Here is a 14,385-nt window from a genome sequence, read left to right as displayed (position 1 = left end):
GGGTTCGGGACGCCCTGCCCGGTCGTCCCGACGAGCGAATTCCGCGAGGGCCGAGATCAGCCGGGGCGGTAGATTCTCTACTTGTCGGGCTCGGATCGGCGACGCGGAGCCGTCAGACACCTGCCGGCTCTCCCGCACACCACGCGAGCACGTCCGTGAAGTGCCGGTCGGCCGTAACGCCGTACAACTCTCCGCGCGTGAGCTTTGCCCGACTCGTTGCGGGGCTCGTGATGCCGCAGAGAAAGCGGGCCTGCTGTCGCGGCACACCGAGTGCACCCGGCTGTGCGGCCGCCAGATCCGCGAGTGCCCGGCGGTCGACGATGTCGTCGATCGCGGGCGGAGGCGCGCGCTCGGGAAGCCGCTGCGCGACGCCGCCGAGGCAAAACGTGCAGTGCCCACACTGCACATCGCGCTGCTCGCCGAAGTACGCCACGAGCGCGTTGACCTGGCAGCCATCGTTGATGACGAGTGAGATGACCTGCTGAATCCGTCTCGCCTCGGCCTGCTCGCGAAGTGCGAATCGCTCGACGAGGCGTTCGAGAAGCTCGACCGTGGAGGCTGGCCGGGCGAGGATCGCGTAGCGCTGTCGAGCATCGGCGCCGCGGAGCTCGATCGACCCGCGCTGCTCGAGATGGCCGAGCGCAGCAACGATGCGGCTGCGCTCCTCGCCGAGCGCGAGAGCAGACGCCTCCGGATCGAGGCTCGTCCAGACCCGTCCCGTCTTGCCGCTCTCGATGAGCCGCCGCAGGAAGTCGCCGCGATCGACGTCGAAAGCGGCGACGATCTCCTCGAGCGAACCGTTCGCCGGGCGGAAGCTGTAGCCGGCGTAGAACGGCGTTCCCTGCCGGAGCAAGCCCTCCAGCTCGAGGTAGGTGAACACGGTCCTCAGAACGAGCGGACGCACGTCGAACCGGCCGGAGAGCTCGTACTCGCTGACCGCGAAGGTCGTACGGTTCTCGTTCGAGAAGACCTCGTCGAGCAGCGCCGCGAGCGCTTCCCTCGTGGGCGTGTCTCCGTACGTGAAGTTCTCGAGGGCGGGGACGTCGTCGCTACAAGCGAAGAGCTCACAGATCGACGGCGCCCCGTCGCGCCCGGCCCGTCCGATCTCCTGGGAGTACGACTCGAGGCCCTTCGGGAGATTGAGATGATAGACGTACCGTACGTCGGCCTTGTCGATGCCCATTCCGAATGCGATCGTCGCGACGACGACGTTTCGGCCCGAGGCCATCCACCACTCCTGCGTGACGGAGCGATCCTCGGGAGTCATGCCGGCGTGGTACGGACGGGCCGGAAGTCCCGCGGCGGCGAGGAGTGAGGCGACGCGGAGCGCCGTGCGCTGGAGGGTGACGTAGACGATCGTCGAGCCGGCCTCCTGCTCGCGGAGTCGGTCGATCAACATCTGCTCCCGCTCCGATGCACGTACGGGTGTTGTCAGAAGCGTCAGGTTGGAGCGGTAGAAGCCCGTGACCACCGCGTCGGTTTCGGCGATCTCGAACCCGGCGCAGATATCGGCGACGACGGCCGGCGTCGCCGTCGCGGTCAGCGCAAGAACACGCTCGGCCCCGAGTTCTCGCGCTCTGACGGCGAGCTTGAGGTAGTCCGGCCGGAAATTGTGCCCCCACTCCGAGATGCAGTGCGCCTCGTCGACAGCGAACAGCGAAATCTCCGTCCGTTCCAGCTGATCGAGGAAGCGCTCGTTATTGAACCGCTCTGGCGCGGCGTAGAGAAGCTTGAGACCTCCGCCGGCGAGGCGATCCGAGACGTCGCGGACCTCGTCTGCGCCGATGCTCGAATCGAGCCGGGCGGCGTCGATGCCCTGGCCGACGAGCGCATCGATCTGGTCCTTCATCAGCGCGATCAGCGGCGAGACGACGACCGTGACGCCGTCGAGCAGCAGTGCCGGGAGTTGGTAGCACAGGCTCTTGCCGGCCCCGGTCGGGAACACTGCGAGTGCCGAGCGGCCCGAGAGCAGTGCGCGGACTACCTGCTCCTGGCCGGGGCGGAAGTCCGGAAAGCCGAACCGGGTGGAGAGCACCTCACGAGCTTTGATTGTTTCCATATTTGACAACATAGCAGACGGCCCGGAAGGCGCTGCCTGGCATTGCTCCTACGTCGGGCGTAGCCCCATCACATCCAGGGTCGACTCGCCTGTCGCCAGACGCTCCCGCAGGTCGAGCTCGTACGCATGGCGCGCCTCGGTCGCCGCAAGCACGTCGGCACTTCGCGCCCAGGGCACCACGACGGCGCCATCGCCGTCGAGGACGACGAGATCGCCCGGCCCGATCAACACATCTCCGACCGTCACGGGCACCTGCAGCTCGCCCCTCTCGTCCTTCGCGGCGCCCGCCGCACACACCGTGCGAGCCCAGACGGGGAGGCCGAGCGCCACGAGCTCGTCGACGTCTCGGACCGCTCCGTCGACGAGGAGGGCAACCGCGCCACGCGTCCTGGCCTGTAGCGCCAGAAGCTCGCCGACGAGCGCCGCCGACCACGGTTCCGGCGCGACCAGCACGACGACCTCACCGGGCTCCACGGTGTCGAGTACGCGGTGTGCTGCAAGGTTGTCGTTCGCGCCGCAGGCCGCGGTCCTCGCCGGCCCCGCGACCCTCGCGCCCGGCACGACGCGGACGAACGCCCCCGCGACGAGCCCCTCACGGCCCGCCGCTTCGTACGTCGTTGCGACTCCGAGCTCGGCGAAACGTGCGGCGAGCACGCTCATCAGAACTCGAACGGCAGAGGGAAACGCGGCGGCTCACTGTGGTGCTCCCGACGCGCCGAGGCAGGTCTTGACCTGAACCAGTCCACGAGCTCCACGAGGCGCTCCGTGGTGCGCTCGAAGACAAGACGGCCCTTCTCGGCGGTCGCGAGCTCGGGCGCGCCGAAGGAGCCTGTCTCCGTGGTCGACGACGTCCACTCCACGATCGTGGCCGGGCCTGAACCCAGCGTCAGGTCGGCCATCTGCCACTCCGCTCCGCCCTCGATGTCGGTCAGATACGAGGCAGGGGCGCCGTCGATCCGATCCTTCCGCACGCGATCGCCGTCGAGATGGAGATACATCGACGTCTCCAGCTCACAGGCGTGCGCGCTCCCGCCCGGCCCCGACTCACGCACCTCCTCGTTCCAGTAGTCGGCGATCAGCTGCCACCACGAGATGTTCAGGCAGAGCGCACCGGTGCGCAGCGTTACCTGCCGGGCCGCTTGCTCGATGAGCGGGTGGTTGGAGCCGTGCCCGTTGACGAGCACGATCCGCGTGAATCCGTGGTACGCAACCGACGTTGCTATGTCGATCAGCAGGTTCACGAACGTCGTCGGCTGGACGTTGATCGTGCCGGGGAAGTCCATCACGTGATGGCAGTAGCCGTAACTCACGGGCGGCAGCACGAGCATCGACGCGGGTGACCGTTCGCCCGCGGCGAGGCAGACCGACGTGGCAAGCTTCGCGTCGACGTCGAGCGGCAGATGGTGGCCGTGCTGCTCGATCGCTGCGACCGGCAGCACGACGACCTTCTTCTGCGCTACCGCCTCGTTGATCTCGGGCCAGGTCAGATGCTCGTAGCGGTGCTCTCGCCGCACGACATTCGGGTCGATGTCCACCACGACGCGCCTACCAGTCGCCGACGCTGCCGTCGGCGTAGAACACCTGCTGCGGTAACTCCGGCTCGAACGGGTGCTTTGCGACGACATCGAGGTCGATTTCGATTCCGAGACCCGGCTTGTCGGTCGCCCGGGCGAGCATCCCGACCGGGTCGATCGGATGCGACGTAGTCGCGACCTCGTCCCGCCAGGGAACGTCGGAGGTGACCGCCTCGCAAATGATGTACGACGGCGTCGCGAGCCCGAGCTCGATCGAGGCAGCGGTCGAGACAGGGCCCTGAGGGTTGTGGGGCGCGAGTGCTACGCGATGGATCTCGGCCAGCGCTGCGATGCGACGCACCTCGGTCAGGCCGCCGCAGTGCGTGATATCGGGCTGGATCACGCTGCAGGCGCCCTTCGTCAGCAGCTCGTTGAACGGCGCGGCTCCGACGAGGCGCTCGCCCGTCGCGATCGGTGTGCGCACCGACCGCTGAATCGCGGCGATGTCGTCCGGGCGCTCCGGCCAGCACGGCTCCTCGAACCAGAAGAGGTCGAACTGCTCGAGCGCCGACGCGAACAGGTGCCCCATTCGCGGGCTCGGACGCGCGTGGCAGTCGACCATGATGTCGATCTCGTCACCTACCGCATCGCGCATCGCGGCGACACACCGCTCGGCATGCCTGACGGGTGCGAGCCCTTCGAGCGGCATCGTCGGCGGCACCGCCATCGACTTGAATGCCGTGAAGCCGCGTTCGACCATTCCGGCCGCGAGCTCGCCGAAGCGCTGCGGCTCGTCGCTCTCGTAGAAGTCCTCCATTTTCCCGCCCCCGAGATGGCCGTAGAGCCGGACGTAGTCCCGTACCGGCCCTCCCCAGAGCTTGTGGCAAGGGACGCCGTGCACCTTGCCGAGAATGTCCCAGAGCGCGATATCGACGCCGCTCATCGCCGTGCCGCGCACGATCCCGTTGCCGTGCCAGAAGTGCTGCCGGAACATCATCTGCCAGAGATGCTCGATCCGCGTCGGGTCCTCACCCACGATCAGGTCGGCCATGTCCTCGACGGCACCCACGACTGCGCGGGTGTGCCACTCGAGCGTCGCCTCGCCCCAGCCATGGAGGCCTGGCTCGTCGGTGACGACGCGAACGAACACCCAGTTGCGCATCCGGGCATTGCAGACATGAGCCTCGACCGCGGTGATCTTCATGCTGACCTCCCGACGTCTTGCAGAAGTGCCCCGCTCGCCTCGACCAGGCGGTCGACCTCGCCTCGGTCGACATTCGAGGTCGTGATCCCGTACGCCCACCGGTAGGCGTCCTGATCGAGAATCTCCTCCAGCGGGACGTCCGCGACGAGGTCGAGATCCTCGCTCGAGGGCAGGTAGCCGGTGTAGTCGTTCGAGTACCCGAGCGTGAACGTCGTCGCGAACGGGCTCAGCTCGCGGATCCGCGCACCGCACTCGTTGAAGAGCTCGAACGGGTTCGCCGCGATCGCAGCGTTACCGATCGCGAGGACCTGGATCTCGCTGCGGACGGGCTCGTCGGCGCGCCGGATCATATCGGCGTACATCGCGCACGAGGAGCGCTGGTAGTACTCGGGGAAGTCCTGCGCCGACGTCGCGGTGTGCAGGCTCTCGGGCCACACCTCGGGGAACTCGCGCTTCGGGAGGGTGTCTATTGCCGTCATCCGCGCTTCGAGCTCCTCGAGCTCGTAGGGGATCCTGCGACGACGCAGATCGAGCATCTCCGACCCGGCGCCGAGGTACGCGTCAGCAGACGTCGTGATCTCGGGCAGCGTGGCGAGGACGGCGGCGGCCACGGCCGCTCCGAGCTCGTCGCGCCCCTCGTATGAGTGGCGCCTGGCCTCACGGTTCCCGAACCAGTAGTCCCACGCGGCGATGTCCCCGCCGCAGCCCTGGAGGAAGAGACATTCGGCTCCGGGCACGCCACGCTCGACTTCGGCACGAAGCGGGCCGGGGAACTCGGCGTTCCACTCGAGGATCTCGCCTCCCATCAGCGTCGGGTGGCACGCAAACGCGGCCACGACGGCGATCGTGGCACCGTCCTCGGCGTCGACCCGGAGCACCGGGACGCTGTCATCCACCGGTCGCTCGCGGCGGACGCGGTTGGTGCTCACGCCGGGTGCGCTGCCAACCCCTGATCCGACGCGGGCCGGTCGCCGATGGCGCCACGCCGAGTAGACGGCACCGGCCAGCTGGTCGGGCAATGCTGCTGCGTAGCGATCGAACGCGGGCACGTCGGACAGCCCTCCGATCGTCGCGCCTCGTGAGATGCTCGGCGCGCTGTGATTGTGGGCGGCGTTAACGAGCACGGCCTCGGGTGGAATGCCGGTCAGCTCCTCTACGAGGCGGCGCGTCTCGGCGGTCAGCTCGGCGCCGGCGAAGACGAGGTCGACGGCCACGATCGCCACGGCAGTATGGCCGTCGTCGAGCACAAGCGCCTGGGCGATCATCGGATCATGGATGCCGTCTGCAAGGCCCGTCCGGAGCGACCAGCAGCCGGGCGGCAGTCCGCAGGGCGGGGTGATGTCGACGCGCGCAACTCCGGCCGTAAGCGTGCTCACGATCTTTCTCCTCTCGTCCGGTTCACGGGCGGACGGTCCGATTCGTCGGCGCGGCAGCCCACGGCCTAGTCGAGCTCCGCACGGTCGGCCTCGCGAGCGACGACGACGATGTTGTCGCCCTGATCCGTCGTCGAGACGGCGCGGATGACGCAAACGATCCCGTTCGTCTTGCTCAGGATCACCTCGGGCTCACGATCGGGGCGCTCGAGGAAGTGGATACGGCCGACGGGCTCGTCGACCGAGACCCGCTGGCCGAGGTCGACGGTGACCTCGAAGAGTCCTGATTCCGGCGCGAGGAGGTAGTCGTCGAGCTCGGTGGCCATCAGGAGCACCTGCTCGGGCAGCCCGAGGTCCGCCCGGGTGGCCGCCTCTCCCTCGATCACACCGAAGCGGCGTAGTACGTTGCGCAGCCCACTCAGTGCGAGCCGGTGGATCTCCGCCGTCACGTGACCGCCACCGCCGAGCTCCGTCGACACGACGATCTTCCCCTGGCGCTCAGCCTCTCCGACCAGGAGCCCCGTCCCTGCGATGTCGATATAGACGCAGCACCAGTCGGTGTTCCAGTGCAGCATCCCGTCGACCATCTGGCGCCGCTGTGCGACGTCGTCCACCCAGTGCATCTCCGACCAGGGCAGGCAGAGGCCGGTGCGGCCCCCGCTGTGCATGTCGATCACGATGTCCGAGCGAGGGAAGAGAGCCGTCGAGAGGAAGTGTGCGAGCTGCTCATCGGCCGGGCCGCTCGGGGATCCCGGGAACGAGCGGTTCATGTTCGCACCCGACGGCCAGAGACGCGTGTAGGCGAGCGAGGCGTCCATCGAGACGCACGGAATCACGATCACGCGCCCGTTGACATGCTCGGGAAGAAGGTCGCGCGCGAGGTTGAGCGCAGCGACCTGCCCCTCGGGCTCGTCCCCGTGAACGCCGCCGAGCACGAGCGCCGTCGGCCCGTCGCCGCGTGCAACGGTGACGATCGGGACGTACTGGTTCGACCAGCCGCTCGTGTTCGACGAGCGGGGAACCTGCAGCCTGCCGCACTGCTTCCCGGGTGCCTCGAGGTCGATCGTGCAGAGGATCGGAGAGTCTCCCATAGCCCGAAGGCCATCCTAGAGGATTGTTGACAATTTCGCTATAGTCGACAATCTGGCAGCCTTCGAGCCAGCCCACGACCCCGTCACCTCAGGAGACTTTCCGTGAAGATCACCGATGTCGAGGCAATCGTCCTACGACAGGCGGAGGTGAACGAGGGAATCGCCGACGGCAGCCAGGATGACCTCGTCATCCGCATCCACACCGACGAGGGCATCACGGGGATCGGCGAGGTCGACTCGTCACCCGAGCTCGTCCAGGCGCTCGTCCAGGCGCCGAGCTCCCACGCGGTCGCCGTGAGCCTGCGCGACGTGCTGATCGGCGAGGACCCGCTCGACGTCGAGCGGCTCTGGCAGAAGATGTACCGCGGGCTCATCTACTTCGGCCGTCGCGGGATCGCGATCCACGCCATCAGCGGCCTCGACATTGCCCTCTGGGACATCAAGGGCAAGGCGCTCGGCAAGCCGATCTACGAGCTGCTCGGGACGCCGCACCGCGATCGCGTCCGCGCCTACGCCTCGATGTTGATGCCGGACACGCCGGCCGAGGTAACCACAGCGATCGCCGCGCTCGTCGATCAGAACTTCACGGCCGTCAAGCTCGGCTGGGGGCCGCTCGGCAAGGACGCTGAGCTCGACGTTGCACTCGCAGCAGCGGCGAAGGCTGCTGGAGGCGAGGGAGTCGAGATCATGATCGACGCCGGCCTCGGCTACGTCGCCGACGCGGGGACGGCGATCGAGGTGGCGCGCGAGTACGAGCGTCTCGGCATCTACTGGCTCGAGGAGCCGTTCGAGCCCGACGAGTACGAGGCCTACGCGGAGCTGGCAGACACGGTCGATCTGCGCATCACGGCGGGCGAGCAGGACGCGACCTGGTGGGGCTTCCGAGAGCTGATCGACCGCGCACACGTCGACCTCGTGCAGCCCGACGTGACGCGCTGCGGCGGCATCACCGAGACGCTCCGCATCGCGGAGCTCGCGTACTCACGTGGCGTCGCGACGGTGCCACACGCGTGGAAGAGCGGCATCATCAAGGCGGCGTCGCTCCATTGCAACGCGGTGATGCCCGATGGCATCTGGCAGGAGTACTGCGTCGCGGACACGCCCATTGCGAAGACCCTGACGGTTCAGCGCCTGCCGATCGAGGCGGACGGGTACGTCGCAGTACCGACGGCGCCGGGCCTCGGCGTCGACATCGACGAAAACGTGCTGGAGAGCCTCAGAGTCGGCTAAATCGGCCCCACTCGACCGAACGAGACGAAGGAGCGAGAGATGAGCTCGACGCAGATTGCAGGAGCCGACCTGGCGGCGCGGGCCGCGGCGGTCATCCCCGGAGGCGTGAACAGCGGTCAGCGTCAGGTTCCGGGTCTCGAGGACATGGTGATCACGGCCACGAGCGGCTCGACCTTCACCGACGCGACAGGCCAGGTCTTCACCGACTATCACTCCGCGTTCGGGCCGCCTCTTCTCGGCCACAACGATCCCGACGTCGAGGCGGCCGTCGCTGCCACGGGCCGCTCGCTGGATCTGATGGGCATCGGCGTCACGCGGGTCGAGGTCGAGCTCGCAGAGCGCCTCGTCGCAAACGTCCCCTCGCTCGAGAAGGTTCTCCTCACGTGCACGGGGAGCGAGGCCACGTTCCACGCGCTGCGCGTCTCGCGGACTGCGACCGGCCGCCGACACGTGATCAAGTTCCAGGGCTGCTACCACGGCTGGCACGACTCGGTCGCGATGAACGTGATCTCTCCCGCAGAGCGCGTGGGCGGCAAGGATCCGCTCTCGGGCGGGATGTTGCCCGAGGCGATCGAGTCGACGATCGTCTGCCGTTTCAACGACGCCGACGAGGTCGCGCGCGCCCTCGAGCAGTACGACGTCGCGGCGATCATCCTCGAGATGATCCCCCACAACATCGGCGCCGTTCTGCCCCAGCCCGGCTTCCTCGAGAGGCTGCGCGAGCTCGCAACGAAGCACGGCACCGTGCTCATCTTCGATGAGGTGATCACCGGCTTCCGACACGGGCTCGGCGGCTACCAGGAGGTCACCGGCGTGACGCCCGACCTGACGACGCTCGGCAAGGCGATGGCAAACGGCTGGCCCGTGTCGGCGCTCGGCGGCAAGGCGGAGCTGATGGACATCTTCTCGACGACGCCGGGGCAGCCGGCGTTCTTCGCCGGGACCTTCAACGGCCATCCCGGTACGAGTGCCGCCGCTCTCGCCACGATCGACAAGCTCGAGCGCGAGCCGGTGCACGAGCATGTCTTCCGGCTCGGCGAGCGTGCACGGACAGGTCTGCAGGCGATGTTCGACCGAATCGGTGTGCCCGCAGTTGTCTCGGGATTCGGCTCTATCTTCGTGACCTACTTCCTGGAGGGCCCTGTCGTGAGCTACGACGACCTGCTCCGGAACGACGTCGATCTCTTCATCGGCTACCGGCGCGAGATGATGCAAGACGGAGTCTTCGAGCTGCCTCTAAATCTGAAGCGCAGCCACTTCTCGTATGCCCACACCGACGACGACGTCGACCGACTGCTCGTCGCTACCGAGGCGGCTGTGACACGGCACCTGGACAAGCGGGCGTGAGCGCTTCCTCGCCCGTCTCCTGCTCGATCGACCTCAACGCTCCCGGGAAGCAGATCGGGCACCTCGCCTTCCCGAAGATCACGAACACGGCAGGCTGGGCGAGCACGTTCGTTCACATCGCCTCGGTCGCGAACGGCGAGGGGCCGACCGTCCTCGTCCTCGCGGGGAACCACGGCGACGAGTACGAGGGTCAGGTCGCTGCGCTGCGCCTCCTTCAGGAACTCGAGCCGGATCAGGTCACGGGCCGGGTGATCGTGATCCCGCGCCTCTCTCCAGCCGCTGCAGTGGCGAACACGCGCAACTGGCCGTCGGGTGCGAACTTCAACCGCTCGTTCCCGGGCCGCTCCGATGGGCCTCCGAACGAACAGCTGGCCGACTATCTCACGACCGTCCTGTTTCCACTCGCCGACGTCGTCATCGACATGCACTCCGGCGGACGCACCGCGTGGTTCCTCCCGTGCTCGCACATGCACGTCGTCGACGACCCTGTGCAGCGAAAGGCGATGCTCGAGGGCATGGAGGCGTGGTGCAGCGACTGGCACTACCTCTACATCGACGTCAACGGCAGCGGCCTCCTCCCCGTCGAGGCCGAGAATCAGGGAAAGCTCGTGATCACGACCGAACTGGGCGGCGGAGGTCGCGTCCCCGCTCCCGTGCATCGGCTCGCCTGGAGCGGTCTCACCAACGTGCTGCGCCATGTCGGAGTGGTGACGGGTGAGGTACAGACTCGGGCCTCGCTCGGCCTCCCTCCGGCGATCATCCTCGACGGCCGCGACCCGGACACGATCGTCGTCTCACCCGAGGACGGGCTGTTCGAAGGGATGCTCGAGCCGGGCGATCCCGTCACTGCAGGCGCGCCTGTCGGCCGGCTCTGGTTCTTCGATCGTCCCGACCGGGCGCCCGTACTTCTCCGCTCACCCGTCGACGGCTACGTCGTCGTGACGAAGGCGATCCCGATCACGGAGCAGGGCGACTGCGTGTTCGTCGTCGGCACGCCGATCGACCGTGCAGGGCTGTTGTAGGAGCCATCGTGTGAGACCAGCGGACTCCGAGGAACCAGCGGCTCTAGCGCCCCAACCAGGCGACCGGCTGGAGTCGGCCACGGCGCAACGGAGCTCGTGATGGGCCCGGTCGCTGCGCTCTCCGCGCTCGGCGACCGCACGTTCGGTAGCCTGCGACGGCATCGCAACTACCGGCTCTTCTTCGCCGGGAGCGGCATCTCGTTCATCGGGACGTGGATGCAGCAGATCGCTGCCTACTGGCTCATCCTCGAGCTGACCAACTCGCCGGTCGCAGTTGGTGCTCTGGCCCTCGTCCAGACGCTGCCCGTGACGCTGTTCGCTCTCGTCGGCGGCTCGATCGCCGACCGGGTCGACCTGCGGAAGATGGTGATCGCGTGTGAGACCACGATGGGTATCCAGGCCGCCCTGCTCTGCTTCCTTGCACTGAGCGGCGTCATCGCCCCCTGGCAGCTCTACGTCCTCGGCCTCGCGCAGGGCGTCGCCGTCGCGCTCAATGCACCGGCCCGCCACACGCTCGTGTTTCAGATCGTCGGCCGCGACGACCTCACGAATGCGATCGCGCTGAGCGCGAGCCTCGGCACAACGGCTCGCATCCTCGGTCCTGCCGCCGGCGGCATCGTCGTCGCTGCGTTCGGCCCCGGTGTCGCGTTCGGCTTGAACGCCGTCAGCTATGCAATCGTCATCGCCGCGATTCTCGCCATCCGGCTCGCTCCGCGACCTCAGCGGACGGCTCCTCTACCGGGGATCCTCGGCAGCGTCGGTCAGACGTTTCGCTACGCCGTCAGCACGCGCCGCGTTGCCGTCACGTTCTTCACGCTGATCCTCGTCAGCACGTTCTCGTTCAACTTCGACGTACTCCTGCCCCTTGTCGCCCGACTCACGCTCGACTCCGGCGCGCAGACCTTTGGCCTGATCGCCTCGGTCTTCGGGGCCGGCGCGCTCACCGGCTCGCTTGTCCTCGCCACCGTGGGGAGAACGCGCATGCTGCTCGTCCTCGTCGGCGCGCTCGGCTTCGGAGCCCTCCAGCTTCTGCTCGCACGGCAGGACTCGCTCCCGGCGGTCTGCGGGCTCCTCTACCTGATCGGAATCTTCTACATCATCTGGGGCTCGAGCTCGCTCGCGACGCTCCAGCTCGCTGCACCCGAGCACCTGCGGGGCCGCGCCGCGAGCCTCTACTTCTTTGGCTTCATGGGCGGCGCCCCGCTCGGCGGCCTGATCGCGGGCTCGCTCACGGCGCACGGAGGCACGCGACTCGCTTTCACCGTCGCGGGGGCGATGGCAATCCTGATCGCCGGCGTGGGCTCGATCGTCCTGCTTCTCGGGCGATCGGCGAGAGCCCGCCGCCCCCGGACAGCGAGAGAGAGCGCGGGCGTCTAATGCGGTGTCTCGGCACGCTACGGCATCCTGTCTCCGAGGCTCGTGGTTGCTGTGCCTGTCCCGGTAGAGGCTGCGCCGCCTCCCCTACCGAGGTCGCAGTGGAAGAACGCTCGGCGATGCCGCTCCGGGGTCGAAGAAGAGGCTGGCCTCACCCTCATAGGGCGACACGTACCGTCCGACGTCATCCGCTCGCCGGATCCTCGATCTTGATCACCTCGGCGCCGAGGTCCGAGAGCTGCAACGTCGCCCAGGTGCCGGCCCCGACCTCCGCGGCGACGACTTGGGTGCCCTCGAGCGGAGGCGCAGCGCGCGGTCAGACACGTGGCCGGCGCTCGCGGGCGAGGCGCCACACGCGCCGGTAGTGCGGCGTCAGGTACGCGAGGTGCTCGTCCATCGCCTGCCCTGCCCCGTCCTCGTCGCCACGGGCGATGGCGTCGGTGATCCCGCGATGGTCGGTGTCGATCCGGCGCGAGAACCCGGCGTCGAGGCCCGAGCGTGCGAGGCTCTTCTGAAGCACGGTGTACACCGGCAGCGCCGCCACCTCCAGCAGCGCGTTGCCCGAGGCCGCCATCACGTTCGTATGGAACCCGGCATTGACGAGAAAGCGCTCGTTCTCTCCGCCCTCGTGCACGGCGTCCGAGATCGCGCCGCCGAGCCGAACGAGGTCGTGCTCCGTGCGCCGCCGCGCTGCGAGCCGGGCGGCCGGCACCTCGATCAGCCGCCGCGCCTCCAGGAGCTCGTCGAGAGTGATGTCATCGAGGTCTGCGAGGAGCGAGACGTTCGCCTGGAGCAGTTGCGACGCGAAGTCGAGGCTCGGGCGGGTGACGTACGTGCCGCCGTGCGCACCCTTCACCGCCACGATGAGACCCTGGGCACCGAGCATCCTGATCGCTTCGCGGGCGGTCGCCCGGCTGACCCCGAACTCGGCCGCAAGCGTCGCCTCCGTCGGCAACCTGGCCCCGTGGGCGAGCGCTCCCGAGAGCACGAGCGTGCGCAGCGTTTCAGCGATCTGCTCGTAAGCGCTCGCCGGACTGTCTCCGGCGGACGTGCCGAGGCGATGGTCAGCGAGCGCCAGCCGCAGCCCGAGGAGTGCTGCTGCGTCGTCCTTGCGGAGAGTCGGCACGCTCACCCGCGACTCACACCAACGAGTACGTCGCGGCCCCGCCGTCCGCACGAGGATCCGACGCCGCCCCGTACCCTGACTCGCTCACAGGGATGCGCGCGCCACCCTTCGACGCCGCAGCAGCGCCACCCCGCTCATACCGGCTCGCTCCGTTCACTTGACTCGATCACAGCGCGGGCACGCTGGACGACGGGGAGATCGACGAGCATCCCGTCGACGACGCCGACCGCGGCTCCCCCGGCGAGTATGTCGTCCCACGCGGCGACGACGCGATGTGCGCACTCGACCTCCTCGTACGTCGGAGCCAAGGCCAGGTGCACGCCGGCCACCTGGCCCGGGTGAATGCAGAGCTTTCCCCGGAGCCCGAGCCCTCGGGCCAATCGCGCCTCTCGCTCGACGGCCATGGGATCGTGCACGTCGAGGCAGGGGCCGTCGATCGCCGGCCTGATTCCTGCCGCGACAGACGCGACCACGAGCTGCGAGCGCACGAAGAGAAGCTCCGTCCCGTCTCCGGTCGGAACGAGCCCGAGCGAGGCGGTCAGATCAGCGCTTCCGATCGCAAGTGCGACCACCGCCGGATGCACGGCAAGCTCGTAGGCGTCGCGCACACCGGCTGCGTCCTCGATGAGGGCGACGAGGGGTCTTCCCGTGCCCGCTGCGACCTCTACCGTCCCGAGTCCGGCCTTGGGCACGACGACCGTGACATCATCGAGGCGTGCGACGGCGACGAGGTCAGCGGCGCCGATCGCGCCCGATGGATCGTTCACGCGGACGAGTCGCACCGGTGAGCCGGGCGCGGTGGCGAACGCTTGCAGGCGCGCGCGCGCGTGGGCCTTGGCGTCCGGGGCGACTCCGTCCTCGAGATCGAGAACCACGGCGTCCGCCCCGCTCGCGAGGGCGCGCTCTCGCTTGTGGTCGTCGTCGCCCGGAAAGACGAGAAACGAGCGCGCAGAGGTCAGCTTCGCAAGGACCGGATCCACATCCTTATAATGTCAGACATTTCCTGCACCGTCCAGAACCATCCCCAATCGTTCGGGGAGGACAC

Annotated in this window: 12 protein-coding genes and 1 pseudogene; 4 read left to right on the top strand and 9 right to left on the bottom strand. The window is 68.2% G+C overall.

Features of this window, described 5'->3' with window-relative positions:
* Positions 1-112 precede the first annotated feature (112 nt).
* From ABIR74_RS05825 to ABIR74_RS05800, 6 genes are all read right to left on the bottom strand, one after another.
* The gene (locus ABIR74_RS05825) at positions 113-2,059 is read right to left on the bottom strand and encodes a RecQ family ATP-dependent DNA helicase (protein ID WP_348175840.1); all 1,947 of its coding nucleotides are present in this window, start codon (positions 2,057-2,059) and stop codon (positions 113-115) included.
* A gap of 48 nt (positions 2,060-2,107) precedes the next feature.
* Positions 2,108-2,719: a dimethylmenaquinone methyltransferase gene (locus ABIR74_RS05820; RefSeq protein ID WP_348175839.1), complete on the bottom strand. Its 612-nt coding sequence runs from the start codon at positions 2,717-2,719 to the stop codon at positions 2,108-2,110.
* Complete coding sequence (locus ABIR74_RS05815; protein ID WP_348175837.1) at positions 2,719-3,597, bottom strand: creatininase family protein; 879 nt, start codon at positions 3,595-3,597, stop codon at positions 2,719-2,721. The genes ABIR74_RS05820 and ABIR74_RS05815 overlap by 1 nt, the downstream gene beginning before the upstream one ends.
* Before the next feature lie 7 nt (positions 3,598-3,604).
* Complete coding sequence (locus tag ABIR74_RS05810; RefSeq protein WP_348175835.1) at positions 3,605-4,777, bottom strand: enolase C-terminal domain-like protein; 1,173 nt, start codon at positions 4,775-4,777, stop codon at positions 3,605-3,607.
* Positions 4,774-6,153 (bottom strand): hypothetical protein, encoded by a 1,380-nt coding sequence (locus ABIR74_RS05805; RefSeq protein WP_348175833.1) that lies wholly within the window; start codon positions 6,151-6,153, stop codon positions 4,774-4,776. The genes ABIR74_RS05810 and ABIR74_RS05805 overlap by 4 nt, the downstream gene beginning before the upstream one ends.
* A 65-nt stretch (positions 6,154-6,218) precedes the next feature.
* Positions 6,219-7,241, bottom strand: coding sequence for a succinylglutamate desuccinylase/aspartoacylase family protein (locus ABIR74_RS05800; RefSeq protein WP_348175832.1), 1,023 nt, complete (start codon positions 7,239-7,241; stop codon positions 6,219-6,221).
* Positions 7,242-7,343: 102 nt separating this feature from the next.
* Between ABIR74_RS05800 and ABIR74_RS05795 the strand changes: the two genes are divergently transcribed.
* The 4 genes from ABIR74_RS05795 to ABIR74_RS05780 all read left to right on the top strand — a co-directional run bounded on the left by ABIR74_RS05795 (position 7,344) and on the right by ABIR74_RS05780 (position 12,217).
* Positions 7,344-8,471: a mandelate racemase/muconate lactonizing enzyme family protein gene (locus ABIR74_RS05795; protein ID WP_348175830.1), complete on the top strand. Its 1,128-nt coding sequence runs from the start codon at positions 7,344-7,346 to the stop codon at positions 8,469-8,471.
* Between the two features lie 39 nt (positions 8,472-8,510).
* Entirely contained in the window at positions 8,511-9,818 is a 1,308-nt protein-coding gene (locus ABIR74_RS05790; protein ID WP_348175828.1) for an aspartate aminotransferase family protein, read from the top strand.
* Complete coding sequence (locus tag ABIR74_RS05785) at positions 9,815-10,840, top strand: succinylglutamate desuccinylase/aspartoacylase family protein (RefSeq protein ID WP_348175826.1); 1,026 nt, start codon at positions 9,815-9,817, stop codon at positions 10,838-10,840. The genes ABIR74_RS05790 and ABIR74_RS05785 overlap by 4 nt, the downstream gene beginning before the upstream one ends.
* 99 nt (positions 10,841-10,939) lie before the next feature.
* Complete coding sequence (locus ABIR74_RS05780; RefSeq protein ID WP_348175825.1) at positions 10,940-12,217, top strand: MFS transporter; 1,278 nt, start codon at positions 10,940-10,942, stop codon at positions 12,215-12,217.
* A 181-nt stretch (positions 12,218-12,398) separates the two neighbouring features.
* On the opposite strand, the pseudogene ABIR74_RS05775 reads toward ABIR74_RS05780, so the two are convergent.
* The 3 genes and pseudogenes from ABIR74_RS05775 to ABIR74_RS05765 all read right to left on the bottom strand — a co-directional run.
* A pseudogene (locus ABIR74_RS05775) lies at positions 12,399-12,461 on the bottom strand (hypothetical protein); the annotation flags it as partial.
* Between the two features lie 69 nt (positions 12,462-12,530).
* Positions 12,531-13,346, bottom strand: coding sequence for an FCD domain-containing protein (locus ABIR74_RS05770; protein ID WP_348175823.1), 816 nt, complete (start codon positions 13,344-13,346; stop codon positions 12,531-12,533).
* Positions 13,347-13,474: 128 nt separating this feature from the next.
* The gene (locus ABIR74_RS05765) at positions 13,475-14,320 is read right to left on the bottom strand and encodes a CoA ester lyase (RefSeq protein WP_348175821.1); all 846 of its coding nucleotides are present in this window, start codon (positions 14,318-14,320) and stop codon (positions 13,475-13,477) included.
* Positions 14,321-14,385 lie beyond the last annotated feature (65 nt).

This window comes from Gaiella sp., from assembly GCF_039915195.1.
GTDB lineage: Bacteria > Actinomycetota > Thermoleophilia > Gaiellales > Gaiellaceae > Gaiella.
Note: the sequence above shows the minus strand (reverse complement) of the source record. Positions and strands in the feature narration are given on the sequence as shown.

Bases quoted from the DNA above. Each gene is read 5' to 3' on its own strand.
- ABIR74_RS05825 (WP_348175840.1), bottom strand. From the start codon at position 2,059: ATGGAAACAATCAAAGCTCGTGAGGTGCTCTCCACCCGGTTCGGCTTT.
- ABIR74_RS05780 (WP_348175825.1), top strand. From the start codon at position 10,940: ATGGGCCCGGTCGCTGCGCTCTCCGCGCTCGGCGACCGCACGTTCGGT.
- ABIR74_RS05810 (WP_348175835.1), bottom strand. From the start codon at position 4,777: ATGAAGATCACCGCGGTCGAGGCTCATGTCTGCAATGCCCGGATGCGC.
- ABIR74_RS05820 (WP_348175839.1), bottom strand. From the start codon at position 2,719: ATGAGCGTGCTCGCCGCACGTTTCGCCGAGCTCGGAGTCGCAACGACG.
- ABIR74_RS05790 (WP_348175828.1), top strand. From the start codon at position 8,511: ATGAGCTCGACGCAGATTGCAGGAGCCGACCTGGCGGCGCGGGCCGCG.
- ABIR74_RS05800 (WP_348175832.1), bottom strand. From the start codon at position 7,241: ATGGGAGACTCTCCGATCCTCTGCACGATCGACCTCGAGGCACCCGGG.